This is a genomic window from Nocardiopsis lambiniae, from assembly GCF_031845465.1.
Lineage (GTDB): Bacteria > Actinomycetota > Actinomycetes > Streptosporangiales > Streptosporangiaceae > Nocardiopsis > Nocardiopsis lambiniae.
On sequence record NZ_JAVREP010000015.1, the window covers coordinates 23,490 to 36,399 of the forward strand.

General features: G+C 70.9%; 13 protein-coding genes. 6 read left to right on the top strand and 7 right to left on the bottom strand.

Annotation, left to right across the window (positions count from 1 at the left end):
* Positions 1 to 4: 4 nt before the first annotated feature.
* The 4 genes from ehuB to ectA form a co-directional block, all read right to left on the bottom strand.
* Complete coding sequence (gene ehuB, locus RM479_RS20120) at positions 5 to 919, bottom strand: ectoine/hydroxyectoine ABC transporter substrate-binding protein EhuB (protein WP_311513288.1); 915 nt, start codon at positions 917 to 919, stop codon at positions 5 to 7.
* Between the two features lie 471 nt (positions 920 to 1,390).
* Positions 1,391 to 1,795: an ectoine synthase gene (locus RM479_RS20125; protein ID WP_311513289.1), complete on the bottom strand. Its 405-nt coding sequence runs from the start codon at positions 1,793 to 1,795 to the stop codon at positions 1,391 to 1,393.
* Positions 1,796 to 1,941: 146 nt separating this feature from the next.
* Complete coding sequence (gene ectB, locus RM479_RS20130) at positions 1,942 to 3,207, bottom strand: diaminobutyrate--2-oxoglutarate transaminase (protein WP_311513290.1); 1,266 nt, start codon at positions 3,205 to 3,207, stop codon at positions 1,942 to 1,944.
* A 92-nt stretch (positions 3,208 to 3,299) separates the two neighbouring features.
* A complete protein-coding gene (gene ectA, locus RM479_RS20135) occupies positions 3,300 to 3,806 on the bottom strand; it encodes a diaminobutyrate acetyltransferase (RefSeq protein WP_311513291.1) in 507 nt (168 codons plus the stop codon).
* Between the two features lie 875 nt (positions 3,807 to 4,681).
* Between ectA and RM479_RS20140 the strand changes: the two genes are divergently transcribed.
* The 3 genes from RM479_RS20140 (at position 4,682) to RM479_RS20150 (ending at position 6,376) form a co-directional block, all read left to right on the top strand.
* Positions 4,682 to 4,945, top strand: coding sequence for a WhiB family transcriptional regulator (locus tag RM479_RS20140; RefSeq protein WP_311513292.1), 264 nt, complete (start codon positions 4,682 to 4,684; stop codon positions 4,943 to 4,945).
* Between the two features lie 156 nt (positions 4,946 to 5,101).
* The gene (locus tag RM479_RS20145) at positions 5,102 to 5,677 is read left to right on the top strand and encodes a copper resistance protein (protein ID WP_311513294.1); all 576 of its coding nucleotides are present in this window, start codon (positions 5,102 to 5,104) and stop codon (positions 5,675 to 5,677) included.
* Between the two features lie 75 nt (positions 5,678 to 5,752).
* A complete protein-coding gene (locus tag RM479_RS20150) occupies positions 5,753 to 6,376 on the top strand; it encodes a copper resistance CopC family protein (protein WP_311513296.1) in 624 nt (207 codons plus the stop codon).
* Between the two features lie 106 nt (positions 6,377 to 6,482).
* Here RM479_RS20150 and RM479_RS20155 read toward each other — a convergent pair whose 3' ends face one another.
* Positions 6,483 to 7,244, bottom strand: a complete 762-nt coding sequence (locus tag RM479_RS20155) for a PP2C family protein-serine/threonine phosphatase (RefSeq protein WP_311513297.1) — start codon at positions 7,242 to 7,244, stop codon at positions 6,483 to 6,485.
* A gap of 720 nt (positions 7,245 to 7,964) precedes the next feature.
* Here RM479_RS20155 and RM479_RS20160 point away from each other — a divergent pair.
* The gene (locus RM479_RS20160) at positions 7,965 to 9,239 is read left to right on the top strand and encodes a glycosyltransferase (protein ID WP_311513298.1); all 1,275 of its coding nucleotides are present in this window, start codon (positions 7,965 to 7,967) and stop codon (positions 9,237 to 9,239) included.
* A gap of 143 nt (positions 9,240 to 9,382) precedes the next feature.
* The gene (locus tag RM479_RS20165) at positions 9,383 to 10,348 is read left to right on the top strand and encodes an anti-sigma factor RsbA family regulatory protein (RefSeq protein WP_311513299.1); all 966 of its coding nucleotides are present in this window, start codon (positions 9,383 to 9,385) and stop codon (positions 10,346 to 10,348) included.
* Here RM479_RS20165 and RM479_RS20170 read toward each other — a convergent pair.
* Positions 10,338 to 10,685 (bottom strand): STAS domain-containing protein, encoded by a 348-nt coding sequence (locus tag RM479_RS20170; RefSeq protein ID WP_311513300.1) that lies wholly within the window; start codon positions 10,683 to 10,685, stop codon positions 10,338 to 10,340. The genes RM479_RS20165 and RM479_RS20170 overlap by 11 nt on opposite strands.
* A gap of 152 nt (positions 10,686 to 10,837) precedes the next feature.
* Positions 10,838 to 11,599, bottom strand: a complete 762-nt coding sequence (locus RM479_RS20175; protein ID WP_311513302.1) for an ANTAR domain-containing response regulator — start codon at positions 11,597 to 11,599, stop codon at positions 10,838 to 10,840.
* Positions 11,600 to 11,784: 185 nt separating this feature from the next.
* On the opposite strand from RM479_RS20175, the gene RM479_RS20180 reads away from it, so the two are divergent.
* Positions 11,785 to 12,873, top strand: coding sequence for a GAF domain-containing protein (locus RM479_RS20180; protein WP_311513408.1), 1,089 nt, complete (start codon positions 11,785 to 11,787; stop codon positions 12,871 to 12,873).
* The last annotated feature ends 37 nt before the right edge of the window (positions 12,874 to 12,910 follow it).

Consider the following 12,910-nt stretch of genomic DNA (forward strand, 5'->3'; position numbering starts at 1 on the left):
GGGCTCAGGCTTCGCAGAGCTCGTCGGTGGTCGTGCCGTCGGGTAGGTCGGCCTCGGTGAAGCCCCACTCCTCGCCCAGTTCCAGCAGGCGACCGCTCTCGGTGAACTCGGCGATGACCCGGTTCATCTCCTCCAGGAGCGCGCTGTCCGCGGGGCGCACGCACAGACCGCCCCAGCCCTTCTCCTCACGACCGTCGATCTCGGGGAAGAACGCCTCGGTGACCTCGAAGTCGCCGCCGCGCTCCAGAAGCAGGTACTCGTGGGAGACCTTGAGCATGGAGACGGCGTCCACCCGGCCGGAGTCCAGCAGCTCGTAGCCGGTGGTCTGGTCGGGGATCAGCCGCATCTGGTCCGTGGGGACTCCGAAGTGCTCGGCGTAGGTCTGCTCCACCGAGGCGTTGAGCACCGCCAGCCTGATGTCCGGGTTGTCGGCGAAGTCCGTGAAGTGCTGAATGTCGTGCGGATTGCCCTCGGCGACCAGGAACGCCTCGGGCGAGGTGGCGGTGGGCTCGGTGAAGGCCACCTGTTCGCAACGGTCCGGAGTGATGAACATGCCCGCGGCGATGACGTCGAACCGGTTGGCCTGAAGCCCCGGGATGAGCCCGTCCCAGGAGACCGGGGACGCCTGGATCTCGGGGACGCCCAGTTCCTCGAAGACGGCCTGGGCCACGGCCGGGGACTGCCCGGCGGGTTCACCCGAACCGTCGACGAACCCGAACGGGATCTCGTTGGACAACCCGACGGACACGAAACCCTGTTCCCGGAGTCGCTCCAGTGTGGAGGCGCCGCCCTCTTCGCCGTTGCCGCCCTGATCGACGCGCGTGCACGCGGCGAGCCCGAGGGTGACGGCCCCCGCACCGGCCAGACGGAACGCGTCCCTGCGACCGAAACGACTCAGCCTGTTCGCTGGTACCTGCATCTTCGCTCTCACTCCTCGCATCACTCGCGCGATCCTTCGCGCCCTCGGGTGACCCCGGGGGGCGCCGCGCAAAAGGAGACCCGGCGGCCGGAGACCGCTCGGAGCGGCCCCGACCCGCGCCGACGTCGGTCGACGACGTACTCGGGCCCCGGGTACGGGGTTCTCCCTCCCCGACGCCCCACGGAGGTAACGAGACCCCGGGGGTCCGTTATGTACTGGTTATCCGAGGACGGAAAAGCGTCCGTTCTCACGCCGATATATACCCCTGAGCGCAGGATTCATCACTCTGAGTACACGACCGGAATGGGGGTGGTCCCGTCCAGGCCCGTCCGGAGGCCCGGTGCCCGTCGGTTCCCGGCCCACGCGAAGGGGCACCGTCGGGCGCGGGACGCGCGCCGGTGCCCCTTCTCGGAGACGTCTTCTCCGGTGGGTGATCCGCCGGGCGAGGTGGCCGCCCTGGCGTGCGGGCGCCTAGGCGGGGGCACCGTCCTCTTCGACGACCAGCGGGTAGACGCCGTTCTCGTCGTGGACCTCTCGACCGGTGACCGGCGGGTTGAACACGCACAGGACGCGGAAGTCGGTCTTGGGCCGGACGGTGTGCCGCTCGTGGCCGTTGAGGAGGTAGAGCGTGCCCGGGGTGATGATGTGCTTCTCCCCCGTCTCCTCGTTGGTCAGTTCCGCCTCGCCCTCGATGCAGTGCACCAGCTCGACGTGGTTGGCGTACCAGAACGTCGACTCGGTGCCCGCGTACAGGACGGTCTCGTGGAAGGAGAAGCCCACCTTCTCCTTGGCCAGGACGATCCGGCGGCTGCGCCAGTTCTCCGTCTTGATGTCGGCCTCGGTGTCGGTGATCTCGTCCAGGCTGCGAACGATCACAGGGTTCCTCCTCGTTGGTGCGCTCGTGCGCACGTGACTACCGGTGTGAACGACGCGGGGCCGGTCGGCCACCCCGAACGGGTGACCGACCGACCCCGCGATGCCGCTTCGGACCCCCGCGGCGGCGAAGGTGACGAACGGTGGACTTACGCGGGTTGGGCCACCTTGGCCGCCGCGCGCGCCGCGTCGGCCATGATGTCGAGGCCGGCCGTGAGCTCCTCGTCCGTCATGGTGAGCGGCGGCAGGAGTTTGGCGACCTCGTCCTCGGGACCGGAGGTCTCCAGGAGCAACCCCCGCTCGAAGGACTCGGCGGCGACCTTCTTGGCCAGGTCGGTGTCGGTGAAGGCCAGCCCGCGGGCCAGGCCCCGACCGCGCACGTGGGCGCCGAACTCGGCGTGCTCGGCGGCCATCTCGTCCAGGCGGGCGGCCACGAGGTCGCCCTTGGCCTTGGTCGCGTTGGCGAAGGCGTCGTCCGTCCAGTAACGGCGCAGCGCCTCGGTGGCGGTGACCATGGCGGGGTTGAAGCCGCGGAAGGTCCCGTTGTGCTCCCCGGGCTCCCACACGTCCAGTTCGCGCTTGAACAGGGTCAGTGCCATGGGAAGACCGTAGCCGCTGATCGACTTCGACAGGGTGACGATGTCCGGAACGATACCGGCCTCTTCGAAGCTGAAGAAGTCGCCGGTACGGCCGCAGCCCATCTGGATGTCGTCGAGGATCATGAGGATGCCGTACTCACGGCACAGCTCGGACAGCTCGCGCAGCCACTGGGCGCCGGCGACGTTGATGCCGCCCTCGCCCTGGATCGACTCGACGATGACGGCCGCCGGCTTGTCCAGTCCGCTGCCGCTGTCCTCCAGGAGGCTGCGCAGCCAGAGGAAGTCCGGGGTGCGCCCGTCCATGTAGTTGTCGAACGGCATGGTGGCGACGTGGCCCAGGGGCACGCCCGCGCCCCCGCGCTTCATCGAGTTGCCGGTGACGGCCAGCGCGCCCAGGGTCATGCCGTGGAAGCCGTTGGTGAAGTTGACGATCGTCTCGCGGCCGGTGTACTTGCGGGCCAACTTGAGCGCGGCCTCGACGGCGTTGTTGCCCGCCGGACCGGGGAACTGGACTTTGTAGTCCAGGCCTCGCGGTTTGAGGACGATCTCCTCGAAGGTCGACAGGAAGTCGCGTTTGGCGACGCTGTAGGCGTCCAGGCTGTGGACGATGCGGTCGTCGGTGAGGTAGCGGATGAGCGCGGACTTCAGCTCCGGGTTGTTGTGCCCGTAGTTGAGGGATCCGGCTCCCGCGAAGAAGTCCAGGTAGGGACGGCCCGTCTCGTCATAGACATGGCTTCCGACGGCACGGTCGAAGACCACCGGCCAGTTCCGGCAGTATCCGCGGACTTCGGATTCCAGGCGCTCGAAGGTCTCCATCGTGGGTTCCTCGGTTCCTTTCCCCAGGTTCTCGGGCTCAGGGTATGTCCGATCGCCGAAGCGATCGATCCGGTGCGGGTGGCCGGTGGCACTCACGCTTGCTCGTCGTCGGGGAGCCCCAGGGGGCCGATGCGCACGAGGTCTTCGGGCTCGTGGGATTCCCCGTCCTCCTTCGGAAAGTGCTCCTCGGAGAAGAGTGCGGACCAGGTGATCCGTGCCCCGCGATCGCGTGCGAACGATGCGAACAGCGCACGCGACGCGGTGTTGTCCGGGGTGACGGTCGCCTCCAGGTGCTCGATCCCTCGTTCGACGATCCGATCACCGATGAAGTCGAGCATGTACCGGGCCAGGCGGCGGCCCCGATGGGCCGGGTCGACGGCGACCTGCCAGAGGAAGTAGGTGTCCGGGCTGTCGGGTCGCACGTAACCGGTGAGGTAGGCGATCGGTCGGCCGGTGTCGTCACGGGCGACGACGCTCGTCGCCGCGAAGTCACGGCACCAGAGTGTGTAGGCGTACGGAGAGTTCAGGTCCATACCCGTGGCCCGGGCCAGGGACCACAGGTGCGGGCCGTCCTCGGGTTCGGGATGTGCCAGGCGCACGTCCCCAGGGCTCGCGGCACCGGCACGATGTGCGGAGCCGCGCGCTCCGTTGTCGATACGGTCGCGGGCTTGGAGATTCGTTCGTAGATGCGGCACGTCGAACGAAACTAGCGAACGAAGGTCAATGGGATTACCGAGGGAATCGTCGCGGATGTTTCGCGGGGAAGTGATCGGGTAAGGCTTGTTCTTTTAGTCCCGTTCCAAGCCTGTGACCAAGGCTCTCGCACCCCGCCGCGCGACGATCGATGGCGTGGCGGACGCCCTGCCCATCAGGGGATTCGGCGTCGGTCCCGAGGTGGGGCCGCATGTCGTGATGACGCGGCGGCACCATCGGCGCGAGAATGCGGGCCACGGGTGTCGGGGTCAAACATAGAGCCTGAACGAGCAATATTAAGCGTGCATTAAGTCACATCAATTCGGTGGAAACCTCGCGACATAACGCCATGCCCGTGTCGGCCCCGTGACGCGGGGGCGCCGCGCGCCCGCCGCGCGGATGCCCTCGAACCCCTCCCGGCCTCGACGAAAGCCGCTCCGCGCAAGGGCTCCGGCCGTCCCCGCCCCCGACCCGGCGCGGCCCGCGCGTGCCGCGCCCCCGGCCCCGATGGGGCGCACGGGACTCGAAAACCGACGAAAGTCCCTGGGAATCGGGCGGGTTTCCAAGCAGACCCCGTGTAGTACGACCCGATGTAGTACTACACTTAGTCGCATCGCTTCGCCGCAGCTCCGGGCGACCGGACACCCTACGGTCACCCCACCGGCCCTCCACCGAGGGCACGGGCCGCGGCGGGGCGCGACGACTTCCGCCGACCCGGCCGTGGGGGACACGGTGCGGGCCACCGGCCAGGGACCACACAGCCACGGATCGGAGGCACCACGTGAACCGCCTGTACCACGAGAGCGAGGACTGGGTCACGCAGGGGAGTTGCCGTGCGTACGACCCCGAGATCTTCTTCCCGGTGAGCAGCACCGGGATCGGCAGGGCCGACACCGAACAGGCCCTCGCCGTCTGCCGCGGTTGTGCTGTTCGCCCAGAGTGCCTGCGGTGGGCGTTGCGGTCCGGGGAGGCCCACGGAGTCTGGGGTGGCACCACCCCGGAGGAGCGTCGCTACATGCGTCGCGAGCTGGCTCCCGCGGTCTAGGACCGGGAAGAGGGCCCCGTCCCCGAACGGGCGGGCCCGCGTGGAACGGAACGGTCGGCCCGGAGACCGATGTGGCCGTCGGGTGGGCGGGGGATCGCACCCGACGGCCTCTTCGCGCCCTTGCGGGCCCACCGGACAGGATCTAGGTTTTCTCACGTGCGACCCGCTCACGGCACACTCCGCCTCCTGCGCACGGCGTCACTGGCCGCCGCGTGCACGGGTCTGGCCTGGGCCGGACACGATCCGTGGGCCGGCGGACCGGCCGGTCCGGGCGGATTCGTCCTGGCCACGGTCGTGCTCGCGCCCGTGCTGTGGCACTTCACCCGCGTCATGCGCGGTTTCGGCGACATCTTCGCCGTCATGGCCACCCTCCAGGTGATCCTGCACCTGATCCTCCAGGGGTCGGCCGACCCCGCCTTCGCGACCTTCGACACCGGAGTCGACCACTCCGGCCACGGGGTGCTCGCGCACGCGTTCGGGTTCGCCCCCGGCATGCTCTTGGCCCACCTGTGGGCCGCCCTGCTGGCCTCGGCGCTGTTGGCGTACGGGGAGTCGGCGCTGTGGTCCCTGGCCGCCCTGCTGTCCCGGGCGCTGCCTCCCGCGCGCGCCCGCGCCCTCCCCCTCCCCCCGACCCCGGGGATCGCCGCGGCCGTCGCCCCGGTGGTCCCGACGGCCCCGGCCCTCTCGGCGCACCGACCGCGCGGCCCGCCCGCCATCGCCCTCGCCGCCTGAGCGGCGCACGCGATGAGACCGGGATCAGCCGACGGCGTTCCCGGTGCGGACCGAGCCCGAGAGAAGAAGAGAAGAATGACCCGTACCCACGCCTCCCCCCTGCGCCGCGCCCTCGTCCCGGCCGCGCTGGTGGCCGCCGTCCTGATGGCGGCGCCCGCCCCGGCCCTGGCGCACGACGTCCTGACCGGTTCGAACCCGAAGGACGGCGCCACCCTGGACACCGTCCCGGAGGAGGTCGTGCTCTCCTTCAACAACGAGCCCATGGCGGGCGGGTCCGGCAGCGCCGTCGTCGTCACCGGGCCGGACGGGGAGACCACCTACCAGGACGGCGAGCCCGCCTTCGACGGGCTGGACGTCTCGGTGGGCCTGCTGACGTTGGACGAGGCCGGCGAGTACACGATCGGCTTCCGGGTGGTGTCCTCCGACGGGCACCCGATCCAGGACGGCCTGACGTTCACGGTGACGGAGGAGGCCGTGGCCGCCGCCGCTCCCGAGGACGCGGCGGAGCCGGGCGGGGTCGCCGAGGAGACGGCCGCCGAGAGCGCCCCCGCGGAGGAGGTCGAGGCCTCCGAGGCCGCCGCCGAGGAGGAGGGCGGGCTGCCCGTGGGGGTCATCGTGCTCGCGGGGGTGGGCGTGATCGCCGTGGCCGCCATCGCGATCGTGGCCGTCCGGCTCCGCAAGGACTCCCCCACCGAGTAGTCACGGGGACCGGCCGAGAGGACGAGGGGCCCGCGCGCCTTCCGGTGCGCGGGCCCCTCGTACGGAACGGGCCGGTATCCCCTGGATCGGGTGGGTGTCGCGGTCGTCAGACGCGGCGGGCGAGCAGGATGCTGATGTTGTCCTTGCCGCCGGCCTCCATGGCGGCCTGCCACAGGGCGTGGACGGCGGCCTCGTCACTGCCGGCCTCGGCGATCATGCGTTCCATCTCTTCGAGCAGCACCAGGTCGGAGAGGCCGTCGCTGCACATCAGCCAGGCGCTGGGGTCGGCGGCGTCGTCCCGGCCCACGTGGGGGACCATGCTGCCGCCGGAACTGCCGCCCAGGGACTGGGTGATGAAGTTCGTGGTGACGGGACGGCCGTCCTCGGAAGGGGGCAGCGCCGGGGAGTCGTCCTCGGAGAGTTGGATCAGGCGGCGGCCGTCCAGACGGTAGGTACGGGAGTCGCCGACGTTGAACCAGAAGTTGCCGTCGTTGTTGAGCAGGACCCCGGCGACGGTGGTCCCCATCCCGGCGAACTCGCTGTGCTGGAGCGCGTGGTCCTTGATCTCCTCATCGATGTTGCTCAACAGTTGGGCGATCTCGTCCGTCCCACCGAGCCGGGGTCCCATCTCCGCCATGCGGTGCACGGCGTGCTCGGAGGCGATCTCACCGGCGGCCTGACCACCGATGCCGTCGGCGACCGCCAGGATGACGGGTTCGCCGACCGGCAGTACACAACGGACCGGAGAGGTCATGTTGGCACTGGCGACGGTCAGAGCGCCCATGACGATGGCGTCCTCATTGGCGGGACGGATAGCGCCCCGGTGCGTGAGGGCCGTGACGATGACTTCCCCACCAGCGACACCCATACGCCCTTCCTCCCGTTTCGTCGGCCGTGGCCGCTGCCCGACACGTGCGCCGGACCATTGGTCGAATCCCGTTCAACGTCTGGATTCTGCAACCGTACCGACCCCCTGCCGGAGTCGGTCAAAATCCGCGTACATCATGACGGAAAACACCCGGATATGCAGTTCCCGCACGGGATTCGAGTGCCGAAAAGTGCTGCCCGGAGTACGCGTTGCTCCGCCTCGACAGTAGCGGCCGTACGGAGCATCCGGCAGGCCCCCCGGCACCCTGCTTCACGGGCGGCCCCGAACATCCGGTTCACGATGTCCGGACCCGGTCGAAAATCGTCGACCGGTTGTCAGCGACGGACATGTCTGAGACAATGGCCGTGTTGGGTGTCTAAGACGCAGACACACACGACCACTGCCGTGCAACCTTTGTCGGTTACGCACGGTGGCGAATGTTAGCCCTTCGAACAGGTCGTCTGGTGTGGTTCCCGTGCGTCTGCCCTCATTGATTCTCTCTCCTCTCCTCTTCACCCCACGGGGGCTCTGCGCGCCCGTTCTCCGGGCCGCTTCGCATTCACCGCCGAGCGCCCCCCTTCGGCGTACCCGCCGTCGGTTCCGCCCCAGGTGAACCGTTCGTCCCCTGAACCATCCGCCCGTCCGGGGGACTCCGACCCCGCTCCGGAGTCCCCCGGGCACCTCGACGGACACCCGCTCGTGTCCAAGGAGATCAGTCCAGTGAAGATCGCGATCATCGCCGAACACGCCAACCCCCTCCCCGCCCACCGGGGCGAACCGGCCTGCCCCGCGAGCCTGCACCTGTGCGCCCTCTCCCGACAACTCGCCAAGCGCGGTCACAAGGTGGCCGTCTACGTCCGCCGCAGCGACCCGGAGCAGCCCGAGGGTCGCACCCGGATGGCGCGCGGCGTCTCCGTGACCCATCTCGACGCGGGGCCCGCCAGGCCGCTGTCCGAGGACGAGCACGCCGAGCACACGGGCGTCTTCGGGACGGCCCTCGCCGCCGTCCTCGATGAGGACCGCCCCGACGTCCTGCACGCCATCGGCTGGACCAGCGGCCTGGCCGCCCTGCACGCCCAGGCGCACAGCGAACGCGATCAGAGCGCGATCCCCCTGGTGCAGACCTTCCACTCGCTCAACGCCGCGGAGCAGCGCTCCGGGCTCGACAGGGCCCCCCAGCGCGCCCGCATGGAGTCGATCCTGGCCGGTCGCGCCGACCGGGTCCTGGTGGGCTCCACCGACCAACAGGGCGAACTGGCCCGCCTGGGGGTCCCCCGGCACCACGTGAGCGTCGTGCCCTTCGGTGTGGACACCGAGCACTTCACGATGGAGGGCGGGGTGTCCTCCGAGCACTGGCGCGCCGCCCGCGGCGAGCGCCCCCGTCTGGTCTCGGTCACCTCCCTGGACCCCAGCGGCGGTGCCGACCGCCTCGTGGACTCCCTGCTGCGGCTGCCCGAGGCCGAGCTGCTCCTGGTCTCCACCTCCGAACGGAAGGACGTCTCCCTCGACGAGGACGCCCTGCGCGTCCAGCTCCGGGCCAAGGAGGCGGGCGTCGACGATCGCCTGCACCTGGTCGGCCCGGTGGAGCGCAAGGAACTCCCGCGCCTCCTGCGCTCGGCGGACGTGTACGTGTCCGCCGCCTCCTACGACCCCTACGGCGGGGCCGTGCTGGAGGCCATGGCGTGCGGCCTGCCCGTGGTGGCCAAGGCGACCGGGGCGATCCCCGGCGCCGTCCTGCACCGCACCAGCGGCGTGCTGATGCGGTTCGGCCACCCCGACGAGGTCGCGCGTTCCGTGCGCGCCGTGCTCGGTGCCGCCACGATGAGCTCCGCGTACGGCATCGCCGCGGTGGACCGAGCCCGCTCCCGGTTCACCTGGCAGCGGATCGCGATCGAGACCGAGATCGCCTATGAGCGCGCCCGGCCCCAACAGGCCGGACGCGACGAACTCGATGAGGAGACGGACGGCCTCGTGCTGTCCGGGGCCACGCGCTGACCCCCGTGGATCTCCTCCGCGTCCCTGTCGGAGGCCCCCCGGTGGACACACCGGGGGGCGCACCGGGTACACCTCGGAGGGTGGCACCCGGGACCGGGCGCCGTGACACCCGACCCGGGCACCGTCCCGCCGACCACGGATCAATGACCTTCGAACATCAGGGCCTGATCTTCCGCCACGACCGGTGGCCCGACGCAATGGTCACCGGGACGCTGCGCGCCGCGTTGGACGCGGACCTGTACACCGTTCTGGCGGTGTCGGACGAGCGCGTCGACGGGCTCGTGTCCGCGTTGTCGGAGGACGAGCGCGCGCGCGTACGCGTCGTGGAGCGCGAACGCCTCTACGCCTCTCCCGGCCGCGCCCTGGCGTCGTTGCACCGCTTGGCGTCGAGCCGTTCCGGCGATCCGGTCCTGGTCGTCGCGGAGCCGCCGTCGTCGCCCGAGGGCTCCCTGGAGGCCCGCGAATGGCGACGCTGGGAGTCGGTGCTGTGCACGGCGCTGGCGCCGGCACGGATGCGCCTGGTGTGCGTGCACGACGAACGGTCCCTGTCGGCGCGCGAGCGGGCGGCGGTGATCGCCACCCACCCGATGCTCGTCGGCGCCGACGGCCCCTACCCGAACCCGTCCTATCTGGGCAGCGCCGCGTTCGGTGCCCGACCCGCCGCGCCCGAACCGCTCGCGGTGAAGGGCCCCGTCCACCGGTTGGAGATCGGCCCGTCGCTGCCGCGGCTGCGCCGCGAGCTGACCGCCCTGGTCGAGGCGGCCGGGCTGCCCCTCGAACAGGTGGAGCGGATGGTGACGGCCGTCAACGAGTTGGCCGCGAACGTGCTGGAGCACGGTGCGGGCAAGGGCGGCGTGCACGTGTGGCGAGCGGCGGACCGGTGGGTGTGCGACGTGTCGGACGAGAGCGGGGGCCCGATCGACCCCTTGATCGGATACCGGCCCTCCGATGATCTGCGGCCCCGGGGTTACGGGTTGTGGATCACCCGGCAGATCTGCGACTTCCTGGAGATCAGCGGCGGCGGGGAGGGGTCGCTGGTGCGACTGCACTTCCTGGACCGCCGGGTGGAGGACCTCCGGTTCGACGACGGTCGGCTGTTCAGCCCTTGAGTCCGTCGACGGCCCCGCCCACGGTCTCGATGATCGGGATGACCTGGTCGATGCCGGCGATCATGAACAGGCGCATCACCTGCCGTTGGGGTTCGGCGACCACCAGCCCGACACCGAGGTCGCGGGCCTGCCGGTAGGCGGCGACGAGGACCCCGATGCACCGGGAGTCGCAGAAACCGACCTTGGTGAGGTCGACGACCACCCCGTGGGGCGGGTGGGACAGGATCGCGTCCAACGCCTTCGCGAGGGCCGGTGAGGTCACCGCGTCCATCTCCCCCACGGGGGTGACGACGACGACGTCGTCCTCGCGACGGATCGAGATGTCTGATGACGTCACGCTCGCCACTCCTTGCCGCTGTCGGATCGACCCGTGCCCATCATCGCGCCTTTCGGTCACACTCGGGACTCATCGCCCGCCCGCCGACGTCGTCCTTCTCACGAACGCCTTCGGTGCGGGCCCGCCGTCCCCTCACCCCGGGTGGGCCGGGGTCACCCTCCGGAGGCCCCGGGGCGCAGCCCGGTGTTCTCGGCGACGAGGTCGCGGGCCACGTCCACGACCCTTTTGCGATTGCGCTGGGCGACCTCGCGCAGGGCCTCGAACGCGGTGTCCGCGTCGCAGCCGCGCGCGTGCATGATGATGCCCTTGGCCTGGTCGATCAGGGTGCGCGCGGACATGGCGCGGCGCATGTGCGCGCTCTGCCTGGCCTCGTCGGTGCGTCGGCCGACGTTGACCAGGGAGGCTGCCGCGTGTTCGGCGAGCACGGCGGTGAGGGACGCGACCGCGTCGTCGTCGAAGGCGTCGGGGCGCACCGAGTGCACCCCGAAGGTGATCACCCGGTCGTTGTCCGCCCCGACCCCGGGCAGCGGGCTGGGCAGCGTGAGGGAGGAGCGGTCCCCGCACTGCACGGCCATGCTGGTGTAGCGCGGCCACCGGGTGGACTCGCGCAGGACGTCGCCGACCCGCACCTGGCTCATCTCGCGCACCGCCTCCACCGCCGGCCCCTGGTCGGTGGTGTACTGGTGCTCGAAGGCGGCGGCCAGGTCGGCGTGGGAGGCCCCGTAGTCGGTGACGACGTGTCGGGGGGAGCCGTCGGCCCCCTCCACCTCGCGCCAGACGACCAGGAGCGCGGCCGAACATCCGGGGACGCCCTGGGCCGCCGCCCGACCCATCTGGTCGAGGGCGCGTTCGAGGGTGGTGTTCTCGCTCCGCCCCAGCGCGCCGATGTCACGGGCCAGGCGCTCGATCCACACGATCCGGCCTCCTTGCTCTCCAGGACCACGGTAGCCCCGTGGCGACGCGGGGGCGCACATCCGTTAGCGTCGGGGAGGTCAAGCCGACCGCGATGACAGGGAGAGCCCGCGTGCACCTGGCGGAGCTGCAACGAGAGATCACCGCTCTGGGCGAGCGCATCGCGGCCCTGCGCGATACGCACACGATGTACCCGGACGACGGCCAGAGCACGGCCGAGGCCACGCTCGCCGAACTGGAGTACTCCGAACGGCTGCTCGGCGAGGCGGGGGCGCAGCTGGCGCGGGCCCACGCCGAAACGCCCGACCAGCGTCGCCAGGGTGACGACGGGGACCGGGCCCTGTTGCGGGCGATGTTCACCGAACTGAGCGTTCCCGTGGTGCTGCTCGACCACGAGGGTTACATCCGACGGATCAACAACGCCGGGGCCTCCCGTCTGGGCAGCGGTCCGGGGTACCTGACCGGGAAACCGTTCGTGCACTTCGTGGATCTGCGCCGGCGGGCGGCGATGCGGTCGTGGCTGGCGGCGGTGCTGCGCGGTGACGGCGACGCCGACCTGGAGTCGCGGCTGGCCCAGCGCGGCTGGGCCGAGGACGTGCACCTGGCCCTGACCCGGTTGGAGCTGCCCACCGAACCGAATCCGCTGGTGCTGGTGGCGATGTCGCCGCCGATGAACGGCGGCGAGGAGGAGGGTCCCGCCCCGTTGGAGCCGGAGGTGGAGGACCAGGTGGTGGTCCTGGCCGCCCGCCGGTTGGACGTGCTGACCCGGATGACACGGTTGCTGCTCCGCTCGGCCGGACCGGGCGGGGCGGGGGAACCGCTGGCGTTGGTCGACGCCGCGGAACTGCTCGCCGACTCCTACGCCGACTGGGTGATCGTGGACGTGTGCGACCTGCCCGAGGATCCGCGGGCGGCACGCCGAGCCGTGGTGGCCGCCCCCCACGACGCCACCGACGAGCAGCGGGAGGAGGTCGCCGGAGCCGCGACGGAGGACGCCGACATCCCCGGCGAGGTGCTCGGCCGGGGACAGTCACTGCTGTTCCCGCTGATCGAGGAGGAGGGCGTGCTGGGCCGCGCCTCCTCGGGCGCGCCGCTGTTGGCGATGCTCGGCGCCGGGTCGCTGCTGTCGGTTCCGTTGCGCGGCAGCCGGGGGGTGCGCGGGGCGCTCACCCTGATCCGGCGCAGCAACCGGGGCAGCTTCCGGCTCGCCGACCTCGGGTTGATCGAGGAGATCGGGGAGCACATCGGTCTGGCCCTACCGCCCCGCCCCGAATGAACCCCGTGTCGTCGTGACCCGCTCGGCGGGCCTCGCC

What these genes read in the sequence shown, in the direction of transcription:
- ehuB (WP_311513288.1), bottom strand. Translation starts at nt 919, where the DNA reads ATGCAGGTACCAGCGAACAGGCTGAGTCGTTTCGGTCGCAGGGACGCG.
- RM479_RS20165 (WP_311513299.1), top strand. Translation starts at nt 9,383, where the DNA reads ATGACCTTCGAACATCAGGGCCTGATCTTCCGCCACGACCGGTGGCCC.
- RM479_RS20180 (WP_311513408.1), top strand. Translation starts at nt 11,785, where the DNA reads ATGTACCCGGACGACGGCCAGAGCACGGCCGAGGCCACGCTCGCCGAA.
- ectB (WP_311513290.1), bottom strand. Translation starts at nt 3,207, where the DNA reads ATGGAGACCTTCGAGCGCCTGGAATCCGAAGTCCGCGGATACTGCCGG.
- RM479_RS20150 (WP_311513296.1), top strand. Translation starts at nt 5,753, where the DNA reads ATGACCCGTACCCACGCCTCCCCCCTGCGCCGCGCCCTCGTCCCGGCC.
- RM479_RS20155 (WP_311513297.1), bottom strand. Translation starts at nt 7,244, where the DNA reads ATGGGTGTCGCTGGTGGGGAAGTCATCGTCACGGCCCTCACGCACCGG.